Genomic DNA, 20,276 nt, shown 5'->3' on the forward strand with positions numbered 1-20,276 from the left:
AACCCGTTCTTGACAATAAATACAACGAACAGGTTAGTCTTCGCCCTTCCCGACAGCTCGGTGAGATGGCACACCGCACCGGAAATTCATCTCAATCCGGGGTCCCACCGGGGGATTCACCCTGCGAGCAACGGTTTCAGCAGCTCTGCGACCGCGGTCGCGCCGCCCGGGTGATAGCCGTTCAGGTTCGTCACAGGGCTGATGATCACACCGTCGATGCCGGCGTTGAGCACCTTGGTCTGGATCTGCTCGGCGACCGCCTCCGGGCTGCCGAACACCGCCTGCTGACGGAAGTCCTCCGGGATCAGGTCGGCGGTCACGTTCTCGTCGATGATCGCAATCACCAGCATGCTGGTCTCCAGGGTGGCGGGATCGCGTTCGATCTCCTCGCAGCGGTCCTTGATCACCTGAATCTTGCGTGGCAGCTCGTCGAATCCCGCGATGACGTTGAGGTGGTCAAAGTGCTTGACGGCCAACGGGATTGTCTTCTTCTCACCGCTGCCGCCGATCATGAGCGGGATATGGTCGCGGAAGCGTGGCTCGGCCATGGCCTCCTGTGTGCGGTAGTACTTGCCCGAAAACGTGGGCCGCTCGCCCTTGAGCATCGGCAGGATGATCTCCAGCGCCTCGCCGAGCTTGTTGAACCGGTCGGTGAAGGTGCCGAACTCGAACCCCAGCGAGTCGTGCTCGAGTTCGTACCAGCCGGTGCCGATGCCGAGGATGGCGCGGCCCTGACTGATCACGTCCAGCGTGGTGATGGCCTTCGCCAACAGTGTGGGGTTGCGGTAGGTGTTACCGGTCACCAGCGTGCCGAGCTGGACCTTCTCGGTGGCCGCGGCCAGCGCGCCAAGGGCGGTGTACGCCTCGAGCATGGGCTGGTCGGGTGTTCCGAGGCCGGGCAGCTGGTAGAGGTGGTCCATCACGAACACCGAGTCATATCCGGCGGCCTCTGCTTCCTGGGCCTGCGCGATGACCGTGGGGAAGAGCTCCTCGACGCCGGTGCCGTAGGAGAAGTTGGGGATCTGGAGTCCGAGTCGAATCGTCACGTCCTCGACAGTGCCACCACGGCCGGTGTGGCGTCGTCCGTTTCGCTCGACGCGAAGCGGGGAATAAATCGCCGCTGTGCTCAGACTGAGTAGGCGCGCTCAGCCGAAGTGAGCCAGCGCTCCGTGGCTCACATGCAGTGTCTGGCCGGTGATGTGCCGTGCCGACGGCGTGGTCAGAAACAGTGCGAGGCGGGTGATTTCGGCGGCCACCGTCGGCGAGGTGCCACCGATACCGTCGTAGCCGGGGTCGGCGCCCTTACCGGGTGCCACGGCGTTCACGGTGATACCGCGGATGCCGAAGTGCGTGGCCTGACCGGCCGTCCAGTTGGACACGGCGGCCTTGATCGCGGCCTCTGGGCTGCCCTCGTCGGGGCTGTCTGCGACAACGTTGACGATCGATCCGCCGGACCTCAGGTGATCGCCGAGGATCTGCACCGTCAGCACCGCGGACAGCATCGTGGCGTCGAGTGCGCTACGCCACGCGGCCGCCCGCTCGGTGAGGGTGTATGTGCGGGGATCGGCACCGCCCCAGGTCGGTGCGGGCACGTTGATGATCGTGTCGATGTGGTGTGGGAAACCGTTGCGCGCCTCTTCCAGCGCGGCGGCGTCGGTGTTGTCGAAGACGAGGTAGTCGACGTCGAGTTCCTTGGCGGCGACCTCGAGATCATCGCGGCGCGCCCCGGCGATGACTACCTTGTGGCCCTCATCCCGGAACCCCTGCGCGATCGCGCGGCCAAGTTCGGTGTCGCCACCGGTCAGCAGCACATCCATCACGACCTCCTCGTGTTCGGCGCTGAACCCAGCGAGTCGGCCACCATGTTACTGGACAGTAGCTAGTCGGCGAAACCCGCCACGCGGCGGTTCGCCGAACCCTCGCGGGGTGTCCTAGGGTGTGGCGCATGACCGGTTCGGCGGGTTTGCCGCGCTGGATCTATGTGCCCGCGGCAATCGGGGCGATGTTCGTCGTACTGCCGTTGGTCGCGATGGCTGCCAGAGTGGACTGGTCACAGTTCGTGTCGCTGGTGACCAGCCGTGAGTCGCTGGCCGCCTTGAAGCTGAGTGTGAAGACCTCCTCGGCCAGCACTGTGCTGTGCATCGTGCTCGGTGTGCCGATGGCACTGGTTCTGGCGCGCAACGACTCTCGACTGGTCCGATGGACCAGGCCGCTGATTCTGCTGCCCCTGGTGCTGCCGCCTGTGGTCGGTGGAATCGCCCTTTTGTACGCCTTCGGCCGGCTCGGTCTACTCGGTCGATACCTCGAGGCGGGCGGCATCCACATCGCGTTCACCACATCCGCGGTGGTTCTCGCGCAGACGTTCGTCTCGCTGCCGTTTCTCGTCATTGCGCTTGAGGGCGCGGCGCGCACCGCAGGCACCGATTACGAGGTGGTGGCCGCGACGCTGGGCGCGCGACCGACGACGGTGTGGTGGCGAGTGTCACTGCCGCTCCTGGCGCCGGGCCTGGTGTCAGGTGCGGTACTGGCCTTCGCGCGCTCGCTCGGCGAGTTCGGCGCCACATTGACGTTCGCGGGCTCCCGCGAGGGCGTCACGCGCACACTGCCGCTGGAGATCTACCTGCAGCGGGAGAGTGACGCCGACGCTGCGGTGGCGTTGTCCGTTCTGCTCGTCGTGGTCGCCGCCGTCGTCGTTCTCGGCTTGGGTAGCCGTCGGCTCAAGGCGGGTGGGTTCATGCCTGGTGATCGGGTGTGAGCGGGATCCAATTGCGCGCCGTTGTGCGCAGCCGCGCACTCGACGTGGAGATCGCGGTCGCGCCCGGCGAGGTGCTGGCGGTGCTCGGACCCAACGGCGCGGGTAAGTCGACGTTGCTGCACGTCATCGCTGGCGTGGTGCATCCCGACGAGGGCCTGGTGCGGCTTGGCACGCGGACGTTGACCGACACCGCCTCCGGCGTGCGGGTCGACACCTATGACCGGCGCGTCGGCCTGCTGCTTCAGGATCCTCTGCTGTTTCCGCACCTCACCGTCGCCGCGAACGTGGCCTTCGGGCCGCGCAGCGGGCGACGGCTGAGCCGTCGGGACTCGCGGTCCGCCGCACAACGTTGGCTAGGCGAGGTCGACGCCGGGGACCTGGTCGACCGCTCGCCACGCCAACTCTCCGGCGGACAGGCCCAACGCGTTGCCCTGGCTCGCGCGCTCGCGGCAGAGCCGGACGTCCTGCTTCTCGACGAGCCGCTCGCGGGTCTCGACGTCGGGGTCGCCGCCGCGATGCGCAAGGTGCTGCGACAGGTGTTGGCACGCGATGGCCGGTCGGCGGTGCTGGTCACCCATGACCTGCTCGACGTGGTCACGCTGGCCGACCGTGTCGTCGTCCTCGAATCGGGTCGTATCGTCGAATCTGGCACGGCCACAGAGGTTCTGGCCGCACCGCGCAGTTTCTTCGGTGCGCGATTCGCCGGCGTCAACCTGGTGGCGGGCACGCTGACCGGACCTGACACGCTCCGTACGGAATGGGGGAGTACGTGGCACGGCGAGGCGGGGCCGTCCGCCATTGACGCCGCCAACTCCGGTGGCCGGGCGGTGGCGGTCTTCGCCCCAGCCGCGGTCGCCGTCTTCCGCGACGAACCGCACGGCAGCCCCCGCAACACCGTTGAGGTCGTGGTGTCCGAACTCGACAGTCGCGGACCGGCCATCAGGGTGCGTGCCGACCACCAACCGGACGGCGGGCCGGGGTTGGCCGCCGACATCACCGCCGAGGCGGCCACCGAGCTCCGGCTCGCGCCGGGGGAGCGGGTGTACTTCGCGGTGAAGTCCCAGGCGATCACCCTGCACGCCCGCCCGTAACGACCCGGACGGGCCGCGCGATCAAGCAGTACAGAGTCCCGGGAACCCGCCGCCGCGCGGTCCCGGGTCCCGACGTGCGTCAGCAATCCCTCGAGTGGGTTCCGGGCATTACCCTTTTGTCGCACAGCAACTTCTAAGCTCGACACTCTAAGAGCAACTCACACTTGCGTCACGGCCGTAACACGGTAGTTTCTTCCCCATGCAGCACCCGGATGCCAGTAGTCGACGACGCCCCAGCCTCACCAGGCTGTTGGCGACCGCAGCGGTCACGAGCATGACCGCAGTGACCCTCGTAATGCCGGGCGCTGCCTCGGCAGAACCGGCACCCCCGGCTCCGCCACCCCCGCCCGCGCCGGCAGCGCCTGCGCCCGCCCCGGCGGCACCCGCGCCTGCGGCACCAGCCCCGGCTGCGCCCGCGCCTGCGGCACCGGCACCGGCAGCACCCGCGCCGCCTGCGGATCCAAACGCCCCGCCGCCACCGCCAGCGGATCCGAATGCGCCGCCTGCACCAGCGGATCCGAACGCACCCGTGGATCCGAACGCACCCGCCCCGCCGCCTGCACCCGAGCCCGGGCGTATCGACAACGCGGCGGGCGAGTTCAGCTACGTCCTGCCCGGGGGCTGGAAGGTCTCCGACCAGACCCAGCTCTCCTACGGTCAGGCGTTGTTGACCAAGCTTCCGCCTGAGGGTTCGGAGCAGTCGCCGAGTGACACCAGCGTTCTGCTGGGACGTCTGGACCTCAAGCTGTTCGCCGGCGCTGAGGCCGACAACACGAAGGCGGCCGCGCGTCTGGCCTCCGACATGGGCGAGTTCTTCATGCCCTTCGCCGGGACGCGTCTCAACCAGGAGTCCGGCACGCTCGACGCGGCAGGTATGCCGGGCGCCTTCTCCTCCTATGAGGTGAAGTTCACCGACGAGTCCAAGCCGACCGGCCAGATCTGGGCCGGCGTCGTGGGCTCGACCCCGCCCGCCGGAACCCCGCGCGGCCAACGCTCACCCGAGCGCTGGTTCGTCGTGTGGCTCGGCACCGCGAACAGCCCGATCGACAAGGGTGCTGCCGTGGCGCTTGCACAGTCGATCCGGCCGTGGACGCCCCCGCCGCCGGACCCCAACGTGCCTCCGCCGCCTCCTGCGGATCCGAACGCGCGGCCCGGTGTGGGCGTGCCCGTGCCGGTGACCAACGCGCCGCCGGAGATGCTGCCGCCCGCCTGACATACCCAGCCGACGGTGCGCATTATCGTGCCGGTTTTCTCGCCCAATCGTTACCGGCACCAGGTATACCCAAGGGTGAGCCAGTAGTTCGCTGGCCAGCGACAGGCAGGATTTGGTCATGGACATGATCGCGGCTACCGAGTTTCTCGCCCGTTCGAGCACGCTCACCAGCGTCGGGTGGATCGGCTACATCATCATCGGCGCGCTCGCCGGCTGGATCGCAGGCAAGATCGTCAAGGGCGGCGGTTCCGGCATCCTGATGAACATCGTCATCGGGATCATCGGTGCCCTTGTCGGCGGCTTCCTGCTGAGCTTCTTCCTGGATACCGCGGGCGGGGGCTGGTGGTTCACGCTGTTCACCGCGATTCTCGGATCCGTGATCCTGCTGTCGATCGTCGGCGCGGTGCGCAAGACCTAGCGGCTCATAGCGCGGCGAGCACACCGCGGAGTGCGGCGACCAGGCTGCCGCTGCCCGCGCGATACAGCGGGCCCCGCCCGTCGGACAGCAGTATCCGCAGGCGGGCCATCCCGCGCACGCGAGCGGGGTCGGGTGAGTCCAGGCGGTCCAGGATGTCCGAGATGACGTCTGCGGCACGGCGTACCTCAGCGGTCTGCACGGGTACGCGGGCGGAGAGCTGAGGGTGGCCGACGAGCGCATCGTGCATGACCAAGTGCAGCGCGGCACGCAGAAGTTCGCGCTCGCGCGCGGACGCCAGGCGGGCACCATGGACGGCGATCAGGCTGCCGGGCGTTGGGGTCACGCCGGCCTCCAGTTCGCGGTCTAGGCGATCGGCGAGGAGCGCAGCGCGTAACCGTGCCCACCAGGTGGGCCTCATGTCCGGCGAACTCGGGCCTCGTCGGGCGGGCGAACCGGCGCGGAGATCGTCTCGAATTGTCCGATCGGCCATGATGACCTCCTGAATGGTCGTGACCTTCGTTCAGGCTATACCGGTCATTGATGACCAGTCAAGACGTTTTACCGGTCATGCGGGGTTACACTCGACGTGTGACGACCATGACCGGTGACTGGCTCGGTGACCAGGAGGCGAAACCCGCGCCCGGGCCGCTGCGTCGTGTGCAGGCCCTGATCAACACCGTCGACCGGGAGTCCGGGATCGACCGACTGGCCGCCGTTGCCGACGCCGCTCCGTGGTTACTCGACAACGGCCTGCTGGCGGCCGACGGTGCCGCGCTCGACGCGGCCGATGTCGAACTCGTCGTCACGGTCCGGGAGGCGCTGCGCGCCATGGTCGTGCACAACACCGGCGCCCCAGATCCCGACCCCGCGGCCATCGCGCCGTTGCGCGATATCGCAGCGGATGTCGCGTTCCGGGCTGATCTCGACGACGCGGGCCTGGTCACGCTGGCTCCGGTGGGCCACACGGTCCGCGACAGGCTCGGTGCGCTGTTGCTGATCGTGTCCGACGCGCAACGCGACGGCACGTGGTCGTACCTCAAGGCCTGCGCGAACGACGACTGCCAGTGGGCGTTCTATGACCGCTCGCGCAACCACGGAGGCACGTGGTGTGACATGGCGACCTGTGGAAACAAGCTCAAGAACCGGGACTTTCGTGCCCGCCGACGCGGCACGTGAACATCAGGTCGACAGATGCCAGACCGTGGCTGCGGCCAGTGCGCCGAGACCGTTCAGTGACCAGTGCAGGGCGATCGGGGCGATCAGGCTTCCGCTGCGCCCGCGCAGCCAGGTGAATACGAAGCCCGCAGCGCCCGTGGCGACGACGGCGAGTACAACGCCCGCGATCAGTCCGCCGATGCCGCCGCCGAACAGGCGAGTGAAACCGACGTTGCTACTGGTCAACCCCATCGAGGTGGCGATGTGCCACATGCCGAACAACAGCGACCCCACCGCGGCGACGCCGCGAAACCCCCAGGCCCGGTTCATGGCGCCGTGCAGTACTCCGCGAAATGCGAGTTCCTCGGGGATCACCGTCTGAAGCGGGATGATGATCATGGACGCGACCAGGGCGCCCGAGATCGTGGCGTAGTGGTCATTCATGAACATCGGGCGGGTCCACGGCAGCGCCGCGCCGATCGCGATGACCGTCCCGACTAGCGCGACGGCGGCCAATGCGTAGCCCGCACCCGACTTCCAGTGCTCACGACCCAGTCCCAGCTCGGCCCAACCCAGGCCGCGGGAACGCACGAGCGCGACGAGGAGGACGGCCGCCACGGGCACGGTGACGATATTGGCCCACGGGGTGGTGAAGTGGGCGATGAGATTGGTCAGGGCCAGCACGACCACGACCACGCCGATGTCGACGTAGATGCGGTAATGGTGCAGCGCGGAGAGGTGCCCGATGCTGGGGTGGGGTGGCGCTGCCACGGCGCTGATCTCGGACATGTCCGAATAATTGTATGCGCGGTCGGCGAAAACCCAGGTCAATGTGGGCAGATCCACTCCGGGACGACCCGCGGCCGCTGGCCGTGGATCTCTGGACGATACTGTTGCCCATGCTTGACACGTGTCAGCTTTTGGCCTCGTTGCGGGTTCTGGACGTTGGCGGGGCTGCATCGGACGGGGTGGGCCGGCTGCTCGCCGACCTCGGCGCCGACGTGCTGAAGATCGAGCCGAGCGGCGGTTCCGTCGCTCGCCAGGCGTTACCGTCCGTCGACGGGGTGAGCGTGCCGTTCGCCCTGGACAACGCCAACAAGCGATGCGCGGTGCTCGACGGCGCAGACGCCGCGGACTGTGTCCGCTTCTTCGAGCTCGTGGCAGGCGCCGACGTCGTCGTGGACAGCGGCCGGCCCGGCGGGGCGGAGGCGTTCGGGACGAGCTGCGCCGACCTCGCCGACCGTTTCGATCATCTCGTCACGCTGTTGGTGACGGATTTCGGTGCGACAGGCCCGTACTCGTCCTGGGTGGCGACCGACGCCGTGCTGTACGCGATGTCGACAGCGCTGTCGCGGTCGGGACCCACCCTCGGTCGGCCAGTGCTGCCACCGTCGGGCATCGCGTCGGCGACGGCGGCGGTGCAGGCCACGTGGGCGGTTCTGGTCGCCTATCAGCACCGGTTGCGATACGGCCGTGGCGACTACATCGACTTCTCCAGATTCGAGGCGGTGGTGCAGTCCCTGGATCCGCCGTTCGGGTCGGAGGGGCAGGCCGCGGTGGGGCACAAGGCCTCCCACCAGTTGTGGCGTGGGCGGCCCCGGAATCAACAGATCTATCCGACGCTGCCATGCCGTGACGGCCACGTCCGGCTCTGCCTGCTGTCGGCGCGCCAGTGGCGCGGTATGCGGGCGTGGCTCGGCGAGCCCGAACAGTTCTCGGATCCGAAGTTCGAGACGATCGCCGCCCGCTACTCCGCGTCCAAGGATCTCAACGCACTGATCGCCGCCGCCTTCGCCGACCAGACCATGGATGACCTCGTCGCCGAGGGGCAGGCCCGCGGGGTGCCGATCGCGGCCGTGCTCACTCCCGCAGATGCGTTGCGGTCCGAGCACTTCCGTGCGGTCGGGGCCCTGACCGCGACGAGCCTGACCACCACAGGATCCGCGCTGAGCGTGCCGACGGGCCCGTTCGTCGTCGACGGCGAACACGCCGGGCTGCGCTGGCCCGCACCGCAGCTGGCATCACATTGCGCCGAGTGGAGTTCGGACCGACCCGAGCCTGCCGATGCCGGGCCGGTGGCGGGTACGAGTCGGCCGTTCGACGGACTGCGGATCATCGATCTCGGGGTGATCGTCGCCGGCGGCGAACTGGGGCGCCTGTTCGCCGACCTCGGAGCCGATGTGATCAAGGTGGAGAGCGCCGCCTATCCAGACGGGCTGCGCCAGACGCCGGCGGGTCAGCCGATGAGCCGTTCCTGGGCGCTGACCCACCGCAACGAGCGCAGCCTCGGCCTGGATCTCCGCCATAGCGACGGTGCGGCGATCTTTCGTCGCCTGGTCGCGACCAGTGACGCACTGTTCGCCAATTTCAAGCCGGGAACACTTGCGTCGCTTGGTTTCTCGCATGACGAGCTGCGCGCGCTGAATCCTCGACTCGTGGTGGCCGAGAGCAGCGCGTTTGGCGAGGGCGGGCCGTGGAGCACTCGGATGGGGTACGGGCCGCTGGTGCGGGCGACGACCGGCGTCAGTGGGCTCTGGACCGATCCACACGCCGGCGACACCGATGCCACCGCGAGCGGCTTCTACGCGACCGGTTTCTACGATGCCACCACCATCTTTCCCGACCACGTCGCTGCCAAGATCACCGCGATCGCCGCACTGGCCGCACTGATCGCGCGGGAGTCGGAGTCGACAGCCGCGCGTGTCCACATCCCGCAGGCCGAGGTCGCGGTCAACCAACTCGCCGCGGCCTACGTCACGGACGACGCCCGTGGGCGGGGCCTGGCGCTGTCGGCCGACGATGCACTCCATACGGTGCTGCCGTGCGCGGGTGATGACGAATGGTGCGCGGTGTCGGTCACGTCCACCGCGGTGCGCGGCGTCCTGGCGACGGTGCTCGGTGTGCATGAGTTGCCTGCCGATGGCGCCGGACTTCGTGAGGCGCTGTCGGTTTGGACGTCGGTACGCGGCAAGGCCGAGGTCACTCGCGTGCTGCAGGAGGCGGGGGTGCCTGCCGGACCGATGTACAGGGCGCCCGAGGTGCTCGCTGATCCGCAGTTGCGCAGCCGCGCCCTCTACACCGAGATGGTTCACCCGCTCTTCGACGTGCCGATGCCGACCGAGACGAATCCCGCTCCGTTTCGGCGGATTCCCGACGCGGATCTGCGTCCGGCGCCATTGCCGGGTGAACAGACCCGGCAGATCTGTCGCGATGTGCTCGGCATGGCCGATGACGAGATCGACGGTCTCATCGCCGCCGAGGTGTTGTTCAGTTCGGTTGAGATGGCCGACACGAGGAGCACATCGTGACGAGCGGCTCAGCGGTAACCGAATCCGAGAAAGGCCAATAGTTGTCCATCGATCCACGCACACCTGTGCTCGTCGGCTACGGCCAGGTCAACCAGCATGACTCCGATCCAGCGATAGAACCCGTCGACCTGATGGAGCGGGCCGCCCGCGCCGCGGCCGACCCTCGGGTGCTTGAGGCGGTGGACTCGGTGCGCATCGTCAACCTGCTGTCCTGGAGATACCGGAACCCCGGTCTGCTTCTGGCGCAGCGCATCCGCGCCACGAACGCGGACAGTCGCTACACCAGCATTGGGGGCAACGTGCCGCAGTCCCTGGTCAACCAGGCGTGTCTGGACATACAGGCCGGCCGCCTCGACACCGTGCTGATCGCCGGTGGCGAGACGTGGCGAACCCGTACCCGGGTACGCGCGGCGGGCGGCAGGCTGGACTGGACCAAGCAGGACGAGTCGGTGCCCGTGCCACCCGGCGCGGACGACGAGTTCCAGATGGCGGGGGACGTCGAGATCCGCATCAAACTGGATCGCCCTGCCTACGTGTACCCGATGTTCGAGCAGGCGGTCCGTATCGACGCGGGGGAGTCGCCGCAGGCGCACCGCCGTCGCATCGGCGAGCTCTGGGCCCGATTCAGTGCCGTGGCCCAGGCCAACCCCCATGCCTGGAGTAGGGATTCGCTGACCGCCGAGGAGATCTGGCAGGCCGGACCCGGCAACCGCATGGTCAGCTGGCCCTACACCAAGTTGATGAACTCGAACAACATGGTCGACCAGGGCGCGGCGTTGGTCCTGACGTCGGTGGAGAAGGCCATATACCTCCAGATCCCCAGGGACCGTTGGATCTTCCCGTATGCGGGCACCGACGCCCACGACACCTATCTGATCGGCGAGCGGGCCGAGTTTCACCGGTCGCCGGCGATCCGGATCGCGGGTCGTCGCGCACTGGAACTGGCAGGCACGGGCATCGATGACATCGCACTGGTCGACGTGTACTCGTGCTTCCCGTCTGCCGTTCAGGTGGCCGCTCGTGAGCTGGGGCTGCCGCTGGATGACGCCGCCCGGCCGCTCACCGTGACCGGTGGGTTGACCTTTGCGGGTGGGCCGTGGAACAACTACGTGTCACATTCGATAGCGACCATGGCCGAGCGGCTGGCCGCTGCACCCGATCAGATCGGCCTGATCACGGCTAACGGCGGCTACCTCACGAAGCACAGCTTCGGTGTCTACGGTGCGCAGCCTCCGACGGGCGAGTTCCGTTGGGAGGATGTGCAGTCCGCCGTCGACGCCGAGCCCACTCGCGTGGCCGAGGGCGACTGGTCGGGCACTGGGACCGTCGAGACGTGGACCACTCCGTTCACGCGTGACGGGGTCCCGGAGAAGGCCTTTGTCGCGGTTCGCACACCCGATGACACCCGGGCGCTCGCCGTCCTGACCGATCCGTCGGACGCCGCGACGAGCACGCGTGAGGACATCGCGGGTGCCAAGGTCGCGGTGGCCGCCGACGGCACCGCGTCGCTGCACTGACGGGTCACACCAGGTCGGGCAACGGCACCTTGGTGTCGGCGAGACGGCCCGCGTCGACGGGCTTACGGGAGCGCACCAGCGACTTGATGTCGTCGAGGCCCTCCCAGACGTTGACGTTCATGCCCGCCAGCACCCGATCGTCCGCGTCGAGCCAGAAGACGGTGAACTCGCCGCCGTCGACCTCACCGCGAAACACGGTGCGCTGGTAGTCGGGTGCGTGTCCCACGTACTCCATGCCCAGGTCGTACTGGTCGGTGAAGAAGTAGGGCAGTTCGTCATACGAGCCGGGGTTGCCGAGCATGCCCGCGGCCGCGACCGCGGGCTGCTTGAGGGCGTTGGCCCAGTGCTCGGTGCGGATCCGCGTACCCAGTAGCGGATGTTCGGCGGCCGCGATGTCACCGACCGCATAGACATCGGCGTCGCTGGTCCTCAGTGAGGCGTCGACCAACACGCCACCATCGCCGGTCTCCAGCCCCGCACCCTGCGCGAGTTCGACATTGGGTTTGGCGCCGACGGCGACCAGTACGGCGTCAGCACGGACCGTCGAACCGTCGCCGAGCCGTAGACCCGTCGCGCGCCCGTCCTCGGTGGTGATCTCCTCCACCTGGGTCCTGAGCCTGAGGTCGACGCCGTGGTCGCGGTGGAGTCGGGCGAACACCTCCGCCGCCTCGCGTCCCAGCGCGCCGAGCAGCGGCAGCTCGGCGGTCTCGACGACGACGACATCGAGGTCCCGTCCGCGGGCGCCGGCCGCCACCTCCAGCCCGATCCACCCGGCGCCGACGATGGCGAGCGTCGCGCCGGCCTTGAGGGTCTCCAGCAGATCCGAGGCGTCATCGATGGTGCGCAGGTAGTGCACGCCGTCGGCGTCGGCACCGGGGATGGGCGGACGTCGTGAACTCGATCCCGTCGCCAGCAGCAGCTTGTCGTAGTTCTCCTGGCCACCGTCTGCGAGGCCGACCGAGTGCCCGGCGAGGTCGACTGAGGTGACCTGCGTGCCGAGCCGCAGTTCCACCTGGTGCTCGGCGTACCAGCCGGCGGTCTGCACGGTGAACTCGTCGAGCGTCTTCTTGCCCGCCAGGTAGTCCTTGGACAGTGGCGGCCGTTCGTAGGGCAGTCGGTCCTCCGCACCGAACAGCACTATGCGCCCTTCGAAGCCCTTCTCGCGCAGCGCTTCCGCGGCCTTGGCGCCTGCCAGGCCGCCGCCGACGATGATGTGGGTGGATGGGGTCGTCATGAGGTGTGCTCCTATTCGCCGTGCGAGGGTGCGAACCGTTCGCGCAGCCTCGAGTCCAGGGAGACCCGGACGAGCGCCGCGGCGAGTTCGGCACTGCTGCGTGGCGCAAGGTCGCCGAGCTCATCGGGGGATGCGGGCAGGCCGACGTCAGCGGCGGCGGCGAGCGCCCTGGCATCGAAGAAGGGGCGTGCCCATGTCCAGACGGCCTGAACCTCCCGCATGAACACGGCAGCGCCGGTCGGCCCGATACCGTTGAACCGTTGTAGTTCGGCTATCGCACGGTCGCGGTCCTGGCCACAGCGAACAGCCAGGTTGCGCAGATCGCCGTCGAACTCGTCGCGGACTCGAACGGCCATGTCGTACAGGCGGGTTGCCGAACTCTCGTCGTAGCGTGCGTATCCGGCGCGGCCGAATGCGGCGATCATCGTGGCGCGGTCGGCATCGATGACTGCCTGCGGGGTCCGCAGCCCGGACTTGAACAGGTGGTGGGCGGCCGCCGCCGCGGTGTCCGCGCCGATGGGCTTGCTGACGAGCATCGCCAGGGTGAGAAGCTGGAACAGCGGCTTCGGCTTGTCTCGCAGCCGAATGCCGCTCTGCTCGGCGTAGGTCTCACCAGCCATGGAGACGAGCCGACGCACAATGTCCTTCGTGGCTCCCATCTCGGGTCGCATACCCGGCGCGGGGGAGGACAAACCCTCGTCACTTCCCCGGCAGGCTCTTGGCGTAGTCGACACCACGCTTCACCCAGGACTGCAGCTGCCGTTTGGTGTTGATGCCGTCGGCCGAGACGCGCAGCCAGCCTCGGGTCTCCCGGCCCGCCATCACCATCGGTTCGACGTGTTCGCGGTCCAGCAGAGCATTGGTCTGATCGGGAGGTACCCGAACCATCAGACCGCCGTGCCCACTGGCGGCGACCGCCATGTTGCCGTTGATCATGAAGGCGAGCCCACCGAACATCGCCTTCTCGACGTGCTTCTCCGATCCGAGCAGTTCGCGGATGCGGTGCGCCAGATCCTCGTCGTAGGCCATATCAGTCGAGTTTAGGTTCCAGTCGCATCGGCCACCATGCTCCTGAGCGACCAAGCATTTCGGACCGCGTTCCCGTGGCCGTCGTTGTTGAAGTAGACGACGACGTCGCGGCCCTGGTCCTGCCACTCACCGATTCGGCTGGCCCACCACCGGAGATCGTCGTCCGAGTAGGACCCCTCGTACAACCGGTCGTCGGGTCCGTGCAAACGGATGTAGACCAGGGTGCTGGTGGCGCGCAGGACGCAGGGCAGGCCTGCGCCGCTCATCACGACGTATGCGGCGCCGTGACGTTCAAGCAGCGCGTAGGCATCGGGGTAATCCCATGAGGCATGCCGGAACTCCACTGCCACTGGAATCCCGGCGGGCATCAGGGTGAGAAACTGGTCGACCCGGGCAGCGGAGTCGGAGTCGAATGCGAATTGAGGGTGCAGCTGCACCAGGAGTGCCTCTCCGCGGTCACCCAGGGCACGCCAACACCGCTCGAACCTCTCGACCCAGGGTTCTGGTGAGTTCAATCGCCGGAAATGGGTCAGGCCGCGATGTGCCTTGACGGACATGGTGAATCCGTCGGGCAGACGCCGTCGCCAGCTCTCGAAACTACTGTTACTGGGCCAACGGTAGAAGCTGGCGTTCAGCTCGACGGTGTCGAATGCCTGCACGTAGCGTGCGAGCCGCTTGGCCACCGCTGTACCGGGCGGGTACAGCACGGAGTTCCAATGGTCATATGACCAGCCCGACGTGCCGATCCGGACGGTCACGGCTCAACTTCGGCGATGGTTTCCATCACTGGCAGGTTCCCAGCCGAGCCGGGGTCCTAACTTCTCGGCAAGGTCGGTGATGATCTGGCGGTAGTCGTCCGCGCCGAAGGTGAACGGCAGGGCGAAGGCCACCTCGTTGGCCCGCTGGAAGCCGGCATGGGCGTACAGCTGGTCGGCGAGTTCGTCTGAGGTGCCGACGTAGTCGGGGGAGAACAGCATGCCCCGCGCGCCCTGTGGTGACTTGGTGCGCTCGAAGCGGCTGGCCGCGTACTCGCGATAGCGACGGGCCTGATCGTCGGTCGCCGAGTCGGTGGGGATCACGACGAGACCCTGTGACACCCTGGCCCTTTCGGGATGCGGGTGATTGGCTGCGAAAGCACTCCGGAATGCGTCTATGTGCTCGCCCTGAATGGTGGCGAAGTCGCGTGACTCGGTGCCCTCGATACTGACCACCGAACTGGTCAGATAGTTGATGCCCTGTTCGGCGGCCCAGATGGCCGAGTCGCGTCCACCGCCGTACCAGACCCGATCGGCCAGGCCAGGGGAGTGCGGCTGGATGCGGTTCGTGAACTGCTCGATGCCGACGGTGCCCACGAAGTCGCTGACCGGCTCGCCGCGCAGGCCCCGCAGCAGCCGAACCACGCGTTCCTTGGAGAAGTCCTCGACATCGTGGGTGTCGGGATACAGGGCGTGCCGGTAGTTCGCGTAGAGCATCGGCGTGCCCACCGAGACACCGGGATTGATCCGGCCGCCGGAGAGGATGTCCACGGTGGCCAGATCCTCGGCCAGCCGGAACGGGTTCTCCAATCCGAGGGGGATGACCGCGGTGCCCAATTCGATGCGCGACGTGCGCTGACTGGCGGCCGCCATGATGGCGACCGGAGATGAGATACCCGGTTGCAGATGTCGGCAGCGCAGCCAGACGCTGTCATATCCGATGTCCTCGGCGCGGACGATGACGTCCAGTGTCTCGGTCATTCCGGGTCCCGGATCGGCGGCCTCGAACCGGCCGATCGTCAGGAAACCTAGCTTGCGCAGCGGTTCTCCGCGTCGGGGCATCTACCGGTCACCTCTCTGCTGAGCAGACACAAACTCGCATGAATCCTCTCGGAACATGCGAGTTTGCGTCTGCTTGCGCTATTGAGTTGTCAGGCGGCGGCGGTCGTGGCCTCGGCGGCCGGTTCCAGCGCCAGCGCGACGATGTCGGCGACATCCGTCATCGGCTTGACCTCGAGCGCCTCGAGCACCTCGGCTGGCACGTCGTCCAGGTCAGGCTCGTTGCGCTGCGGAATGAAAACCGTTGACAGCCCGGCCCGTTGCGCGGCAAGCAGCTTCTGCTTGACCCCGCCGATGGGCAGCACCCGACCGTTCAGCGTGACCTCACCGGTCATGCCGACATCAGCGCGAACCTGACGCCCGGTCGCCATGGACACCAGCGCGGTGACCATCGTGACACCGGCCGACGGCCCATCCTTGGGCACCGCACCCGCGGGCACGTGCACGTGGATCTGCCGATCGAGCGCCTTGGGATCGACGCCCAACTGCTCGGCGTGGGCTCTGACGTAGGACAGCGCGATCTGCGCGGACTCCTTCATCACATCGCCCAGCTGACCGGTCAGCTTCAGGCCCGGCTCACCGTCGTTGGCGTTCACCTCGATGAACAGCACGTCGCCACCGAGGCCGGTGACGGCCAGACCCGTGGCAACGCCCGGCACCGCCGTGCGCTCCTCGGACTCCGGTGTGAAGCGCGGACGCCCCAGGTAGGCAACCAGATCCGGCTCGTCGATGGTCAACGGCGCGTCGGCCGCTTCAACTCCATCTGCTCCTCGCGTCCGCACCGCAAGCTTCGTCGTGGCCTTGCGCAGCGCCTTGGCCAACAACCGCTCGAACTGACGCACACCGGGTTCCCGGGTGTAGTCGGCGGCTATCTTGCGTAGCGCCGCGTCGGTCACCGTCACCTCATCGGAGGTCAGCGCCGCCTTGTCGGCCTGCCTTGGCAGCAGGTAGTCCCGAGCGATGGCGACCTTGTCGTCCTCGGTGTAACCGTCGATCGTCACCAGCTCCATCCGGTCCAGCAGCGCCGACGGAATGTTCTCGATGACGTTGGCGGTGGCCAGGAACACGACGTCGGACAGGTCCAGGTCGAGGTCCAGGTAGTGGTCGCGGAACGTGTGGTTCTGCGCCGGGTCCAGCACCTCGAGCAGCGCCGCGCTGGGATCGCCGCGGTAGTCCGAGCCCACCTTGTCGATCTCGTCCAGCAGCACGACGGGGTTCATCGACCCCGCCTCGCCGATGGCCCGCACGATGCGGCCCGGCAACGCGCCGACGTAGGTGCGCCGGTGTCCACGGATCTCGGCCTCGTCGCGCACGCCACCCAGCGCCACACGAACGAACTTGCGGCCCAACGCCCGTGCGACGGACTCGCCCAGCGATGTCTTGCCGACGCCGGGAGGGCCTGCCAGCACCATGACGGCACCGGAGCCGCGGCCGCCGACGACGGCCATACCGCGCTGAGCACGGCGTGCACGCACGGCCAGGTACTCGACGATGCGGTCCTTGACGTCGTCGAGCCCGTGGTGGTCGGCGTCGAGGATCTCCCGCGCGGACTTGAGGTCCGTCGAGTCCTCCGTCGTCACGTCCCACGGCAGGTCAAGCACGGTGTCGAGCCAGGTGCGGATCCAGCCACCCTCGGGGCTCTGCTCGCTGGAGCGTTCCAGCTTGCCGACCTCCCGCAGCGCGGCCTCGCGCACCTTCTCGGGCAGCACGGCCGCCTCGATCCGGGCGCGATAGTCATCGGACCCGTCGGGCTCACCCTCGCCGAGTTCCTTGCGGATCGCGGCCAACTGCTGACGGAGCAGGAACTCCTTCTGCGTCTTCTCCATGCCGGAGCGGACGTCCTCAGCAATCTTGTCGTTGACCTCGGTCTCGGCCAGGTGATCGGTGGTGACCTCGATCAGCATCCGCAACCGCTGGGCCGCATCCTCGGTCTCCAGCAGGTCGCGCTTCTGCACGTCAGTCAGGTACGACGCGTATCCGGCCGTGTCGGCCAGCGCAGACGGATCGGTGATCTTGTTGACCACGTCGACGATCTGCCAGGCCTCGCGGCGCTGCAGCATCGCCAGCAGCAGCTTCTTGTACTCAGCCGCCAGCGCCTTGGTCTCCTCGCCGGCCTCGGCCTCGGTCACTTCCTCCACCTCGACCCAGAGTGCCGCGCCCGGTCCGGTGGTGCCGGATCCGATGTGGGCACGCCCCTCACCGCGGACGACGGCGGCAGCTCCGCCACCGGCGACCCGCCCGACCTGCACGATCGAGGCGATCACGCCGTAGGTGGGGTAGCGGTCGTCGAGCCGCGGTGCGATGAGCAGCTTTCCGCTCTCGCTGGCTTGCGCGGCGTCCACGGCAGCGCGGGCGGTGTCGTCGAGCTCGATCGGCACGACCATGCCTGGCAGCACGATCGGCTCACTGACGAACAACACCGGCACAGAAATCGGTTCTGGCATCTGTCCTCCAAAGTTCAGCCTGATGCGCTCAACCTTGGCGTGGTCCACTTTGTTCCCACCGTCCGCTGTGAGCAGAACATTGCGGTGGTTGCCGATCATGACCGCGTAGACCTCAGGTCGCTGCGTCGGCAGCAATGGGTAGCTGTGCGTTGCCCGAGCGAGTTGCCGGTTGCGAGTCGACGAAAGTCTCAGACAGGCGCTGGCGGAACCAACGGTGCGCGGGGTCGGCGTCGTTCCGGGGATGCCAGGCCATGCCGAGTTCAACAGTCGGCAGTTCTAGTGGGATCGGGAAAGCCCTAAGCCCGAAGTCGGGCGTGATGGAGGCTGCCCAGACCGGGGCGGTGAGTGCGACCAGGTCGGTGGATCGTGCGAGCAGCATCGCGCTGGTATGGCTGGGGACCACGACCGCGACGCGACGGCTCAGACTCAACCGGCCCAGCGCGTCGTCGATGGGCCCGCGTCGCTTCCCCAGTCGCGAGATACCGATGTGAGAGGCCGCGGCGAAACGCTTGACGTCTATCGGGGCGTCAAATATCGGGTTGGTCTCGCGGGCCACGCCGAGCATGGAGATCGCAGTGAGGCTACGACGATGGGTTTCGGAATCCAGATGTGACAGGACGCCGAGTTCGACGTCGATGGCGCCGTCACGCAGCGCCGCAGACCCTTCCAGCGCCTCCGGTAGGAAAACGACATTGAGTCCAGGGGCCTCTCGCTGGAGGATGTCCAGAAGCGGCACCGCCACGCTCGTAAGGAACAGTTCGGATACCTGCACGGTGAACGTTCTCTCAATCGCACCGGGATCAAATTCCGTTCCCTGCCAAAGGATTTGATCTGCCTGACCTAGCAGTGTGTGCAGCGGGTCCCGGATCTCAGCAGCGCGCGGTGTGAGTACCAAACCCTGCCCGGCCCGAACCAGGAGTGGGTCACCGCTCAGGCGTCGCAACCTGGACAGCGATCGGCTGACCGCTGGCGGAGAGGTGCCCAACCTCTGCGCCGCGGCGGAGACGCTGCTCTCCTGCAACAACGCATCGAGGACCCGCAACACATTCAAATCCACCGTCGGATCACACCTCCAGAGATACTTATCAACGATGATAAGTAATCAATAGCGATTCTTGCATTGATAGCTAAAGTCAAGCGGTCCACGCTGGTGGTGAATCCGATAGATCTCATTCACCTAGGAGCCATCATGACTTTCTCGCCTGTTCGCGAAGGCCGCAGCGGAGACGTACTGGCCGTCGTCAGCCAGAGTGGCCCGACGGTTTCGTTCTTCGACGCCGCCTCCGACGCCATGCTCGACACCGTGGAGCTTCTCGCCGAACCCCATGAGCTGTGCTTCGATCCCAAGCAGCGGTTGCTGTGGTGCACGAATACCTACTTCTCCGGCTATTACCACGCCAACGCTGGGCGTCGCACTCAGCTCACGGTCATCGACCCCGATGCTCGTCGTGTCGTCGACACGGTTGATCTTGCGCCTGAACATGGGCCACACGGGTTGGCTCTCGACTCGACGCGGGGCCGCTTGTACGTCAGCGTCGAAGGGTCCGACGATCGCCAGGGAGGCGTCGTCGTCATCGACACAGCGACACGAAAGATGTTGGGGCGCATCGATACCGGTGCACCCGGCCCACATTGGTTCGTCATCGATCCAGAAGGCGAGAAAGGCTATGCCTCCAACAAGGAGGCCCCATTCGTTTCTATCGTCGATCTGGCGGCGGGAACGTTCACGCCGGTGGAGGTGCCGGGCAGCGAGGGTTTGGCGGTGTCGACCGACGGCAGCGAACTCTATGTCGCGGCACCGTACGGGTCATTCTCACCGGGACAGGCCGAACAACGTCCGCTCAGCGGCATACGAATTATCGACACCAAGGCCGCCGTGGTTCTCGATATGTTGCCTACCGAGAACGTGGTCTTTCCGGTGTATCTGAGCAGCACCGGCGTGTTGTTGGCCGGTGAGCTGCGCATGTCGGCCGACGATTCGTCCGCTCTGGGCCGTCACGCTCCTGGCCGACTCATCGCATTTTCCACTGCGACGCGCGAGCGGGTCGCAGCCGTGGAGCTGACTGGCAGGTTCCCCCTAACGATCACCGCGTCCCCGGACGGTCGGCTCGGCTACGTCGCCGCCGTCACCTCGTCGACGGTCGACATCGTCGACCTGCAGACCTGGGAGGTGCTCAACAGCCTCACCATCGCCAAACGCGGGGAACCCGGAGCGCATGGGCTGGCCTACATTCCGCGGCTGAGCTGACCACGGGATCAGCAGCCTCGGCGACCCGATTAAGCAACTACCAGACACGG

Annotated in this window: 19 protein-coding genes; 8 read left to right on the forward strand and 11 right to left on the reverse strand. The window is 67.2% G+C overall.

All coding sequences use genetic code 11. The features are described from left to right. Positions 1-116: 116 nt before the first annotated feature. Together ABIA65_RS13690 and ABIA65_RS13695 are read right to left on the reverse strand one after the other, a co-directional pair. Positions 117-1,046: an LLM class F420-dependent oxidoreductase gene (locus ABIA65_RS13690; protein ID WP_241405136.1), complete on the reverse strand. Its 930-nt coding sequence runs from the start codon at positions 1,044-1,046 to the stop codon at positions 117-119. A gap of 99 nt (positions 1,047-1,145) precedes the next feature. After that, the gene (locus tag ABIA65_RS13695) at positions 1,146-1,817 is read right to left on the reverse strand and encodes an SDR family oxidoreductase (protein ID WP_241405137.1); all 672 of its coding nucleotides are present in this window, start codon (positions 1,815-1,817) and stop codon (positions 1,146-1,148) included. A 128-nt stretch (positions 1,818-1,945) separates the two neighbouring features. On the opposite strand from ABIA65_RS13695, the gene ABIA65_RS13700 reads away from it, so the two are divergent. The 4 genes from ABIA65_RS13700 to ABIA65_RS13715 all read left to right on the forward strand — a co-directional run bounded on the left by ABIA65_RS13700 (position 1,946) and on the right by ABIA65_RS13715 (position 5,477). Continuing rightward, positions 1,946-2,755, forward strand: coding sequence for an ABC transporter permease (locus ABIA65_RS13700; RefSeq protein ID WP_241405138.1), 810 nt, complete (start codon positions 1,946-1,948; stop codon positions 2,753-2,755). Further along, complete coding sequence (locus tag ABIA65_RS13705) at positions 2,752-3,846, forward strand: sulfate/molybdate ABC transporter ATP-binding protein (protein WP_354523879.1); 1,095 nt, start codon at positions 2,752-2,754, stop codon at positions 3,844-3,846. Before ABIA65_RS13700 ends, ABIA65_RS13705 begins: the two co-directional genes overlap by 4 nt. Positions 3,847-4,045: 199 nt before the next feature. After that, entirely contained in the window at positions 4,046-5,059 is a 1,014-nt protein-coding gene (locus ABIA65_RS13710; protein WP_354523880.1) for an APA family fibronectin-binding glycoprotein, read from the forward strand. Between the two features lie 118 nt (positions 5,060-5,177). Continuing rightward, positions 5,178-5,477, forward strand: a complete 300-nt coding sequence (locus ABIA65_RS13715) for a GlsB/YeaQ/YmgE family stress response membrane protein (RefSeq protein ID WP_241405141.1) — start codon at positions 5,178-5,180, stop codon at positions 5,475-5,477. 4 nt (positions 5,478-5,481) lie between these two features. Here the strand turns inward: ABIA65_RS13715 and ABIA65_RS13720 are convergent, their stop codons facing one another. Then, positions 5,482-5,967: a hypothetical protein gene (locus ABIA65_RS13720; RefSeq protein ID WP_354523881.1), complete on the reverse strand. Its 486-nt coding sequence runs from the start codon at positions 5,965-5,967 to the stop codon at positions 5,482-5,484. Positions 5,968-6,074: 107 nt separating this feature from the next. On the opposite strand from ABIA65_RS13720, the gene ABIA65_RS13725 reads away from it, so the two are divergent. Further along, positions 6,075-6,653: a CGNR zinc finger domain-containing protein gene (locus ABIA65_RS13725; protein ID WP_241405648.1), complete on the forward strand. Its 579-nt coding sequence runs from the start codon at positions 6,075-6,077 to the stop codon at positions 6,651-6,653. A gap of 3 nt (positions 6,654-6,656) precedes the next feature. Here ABIA65_RS13725 and ABIA65_RS13730 read toward each other — a convergent pair whose 3' ends face one another. After that, entirely contained in the window at positions 6,657-7,421 is a 765-nt protein-coding gene (locus tag ABIA65_RS13730) for a CPBP family intramembrane glutamic endopeptidase (protein ID WP_354523882.1), read from the reverse strand. A 110-nt stretch (positions 7,422-7,531) separates the two neighbouring features. On the opposite strand from ABIA65_RS13730, the gene ABIA65_RS13735 reads away from it, so the two are divergent. Together ABIA65_RS13735 and ABIA65_RS13740 are read left to right on the forward strand one after the other, a co-directional pair. Then, entirely contained in the window at positions 7,532-9,940 is a 2,409-nt protein-coding gene (locus ABIA65_RS13735; protein WP_354523883.1) for a CaiB/BaiF CoA transferase family protein, read from the forward strand. Between the two features lie 41 nt (positions 9,941-9,981). Further along, positions 9,982-11,457, forward strand: a complete 1,476-nt coding sequence (locus ABIA65_RS13740; RefSeq protein WP_354523884.1) for an acetyl-CoA acetyltransferase — start codon at positions 9,982-9,984, stop codon at positions 11,455-11,457. Between the two features lie 4 nt (positions 11,458-11,461). Here the strand turns inward: ABIA65_RS13740 and ABIA65_RS13745 are convergent, their stop codons facing one another. From ABIA65_RS13745 to ABIA65_RS13775, 7 genes are all read right to left on the reverse strand, one after another. After that, positions 11,462-12,691 carry an NAD(P)/FAD-dependent oxidoreductase gene (locus ABIA65_RS13745; RefSeq protein WP_354523885.1) on the reverse strand — a complete coding sequence of 410 codons (1,230 nt, stop codon included), beginning with the start codon at positions 12,689-12,691 and terminating at the stop codon, positions 11,462-11,464. An 11-nt stretch (positions 12,692-12,702) separates the two neighbouring features. Further along, a complete protein-coding gene (locus ABIA65_RS13750; protein ID WP_241405147.1) occupies positions 12,703-13,350 on the reverse strand; it encodes an HhH-GDP family DNA glycosylase in 648 nt (215 codons plus the stop codon). Between the two features lie 40 nt (positions 13,351-13,390). Next, positions 13,391-13,720, reverse strand: coding sequence for a TfoX/Sxy family protein (locus ABIA65_RS13755; RefSeq protein WP_354523886.1), 330 nt, complete (start codon positions 13,718-13,720; stop codon positions 13,391-13,393). A gap of 11 nt (positions 13,721-13,731) precedes the next feature. Beyond that, positions 13,732-14,478, reverse strand: coding sequence for a DUF72 domain-containing protein (locus tag ABIA65_RS13760; protein WP_354523887.1), 747 nt, complete (start codon positions 14,476-14,478; stop codon positions 13,732-13,734). Positions 14,479-14,481: 3 nt separating this feature from the next. Continuing rightward, on the reverse strand, positions 14,482-15,537 hold the full coding sequence (locus ABIA65_RS13765; protein ID WP_354523888.1) for an LLM class flavin-dependent oxidoreductase: 1,056 nt from the start codon (positions 15,535-15,537) through the stop codon (positions 14,482-14,484). An 89-nt stretch (positions 15,538-15,626) separates the two neighbouring features. Then, complete coding sequence (lon, locus tag ABIA65_RS13770; RefSeq protein ID WP_241405151.1) at positions 15,627-17,978, reverse strand: endopeptidase La; 2,352 nt, start codon at positions 17,976-17,978, stop codon at positions 15,627-15,629. A 112-nt stretch (positions 17,979-18,090) separates the two neighbouring features. Beyond that, positions 18,091-19,035 carry a LysR family transcriptional regulator gene (locus tag ABIA65_RS13775; protein WP_354523889.1) on the reverse strand — a complete coding sequence of 315 codons (945 nt, stop codon included), beginning with the start codon at positions 19,033-19,035 and terminating at the stop codon, positions 18,091-18,093. A gap of 132 nt (positions 19,036-19,167) precedes the next feature. On the opposite strand from ABIA65_RS13775, the gene ABIA65_RS13780 reads away from it, so the two are divergent. Continuing rightward, positions 19,168-20,226 carry a YncE family protein gene (locus ABIA65_RS13780; protein WP_241405153.1) on the forward strand — a complete coding sequence of 353 codons (1,059 nt, stop codon included), beginning with the start codon at positions 19,168-19,170 and terminating at the stop codon, positions 20,224-20,226. Positions 20,227-20,276 lie beyond the last annotated feature (50 nt).

Source organism: Mycolicibacterium sp. 624, from assembly GCF_040548615.1.
Taxonomy (GTDB): domain Bacteria; phylum Actinomycetota; class Actinomycetes; order Mycobacteriales; family Mycobacteriaceae; genus Mycobacterium.

Coding starts and splice junctions, on each gene's coding strand:
- ABIA65_RS13720 (WP_354523881.1), bottom strand. CDS start 5,967: ATGGCCGATCGGACAATTCGAGACGATCTCCGCGCCGGTTCGCCCGCC.
- ABIA65_RS13745 (WP_354523885.1), bottom strand. CDS start 12,691: ATGACGACCCCATCCACCCACATCATCGTCGGCGGCGGCCTGGCAGGC.
- ABIA65_RS13695 (WP_241405137.1), bottom strand. CDS start 1,817: ATGGATGTGCTGCTGACCGGTGGCGACACCGAACTTGGCCGCGCGATC.
- ABIA65_RS13755 (WP_354523886.1), bottom strand. CDS start 13,720: ATGGCCTACGACGAGGATCTGGCGCACCGCATCCGCGAACTGCTCGGA.
- ABIA65_RS13735 (WP_354523883.1), top strand. CDS start 7,532: ATGCTTGACACGTGTCAGCTTTTGGCCTCGTTGCGGGTTCTGGACGTT.
- ABIA65_RS13715 (WP_241405141.1), top strand. CDS start 5,178: ATGGACATGATCGCGGCTACCGAGTTTCTCGCCCGTTCGAGCACGCTC.
- ABIA65_RS13700 (WP_241405138.1), top strand. CDS start 1,946: ATGACCGGTTCGGCGGGTTTGCCGCGCTGGATCTATGTGCCCGCGGCA.
- ABIA65_RS13730 (WP_354523882.1), bottom strand. CDS start 7,421: ATGTCCGAGATCAGCGCCGTGGCAGCGCCACCCCACCCCAGCATCGGG.
- lon (WP_241405151.1), bottom strand. CDS start 17,978: ATGCCAGAACCGATTTCTGTGCCGGTGTTGTTCGTCAGTGAGCCGATC.
- ABIA65_RS13765 (WP_354523888.1), bottom strand. CDS start 15,537: ATGCCCCGACGCGGAGAACCGCTGCGCAAGCTAGGTTTCCTGACGATC.
- ABIA65_RS13750 (WP_241405147.1), bottom strand. CDS start 13,350: ATGGGAGCCACGAAGGACATTGTGCGTCGGCTCGTCTCCATGGCTGGT.
- ABIA65_RS13780 (WP_241405153.1), top strand. CDS start 19,168: ATGACTTTCTCGCCTGTTCGCGAAGGCCGCAGCGGAGACGTACTGGCC.
- ABIA65_RS13725 (WP_241405648.1), top strand. CDS start 6,075: ATGACCGGTGACTGGCTCGGTGACCAGGAGGCGAAACCCGCGCCCGGG.
- ABIA65_RS13710 (WP_354523880.1), top strand. CDS start 4,046: ATGCAGCACCCGGATGCCAGTAGTCGACGACGCCCCAGCCTCACCAGG.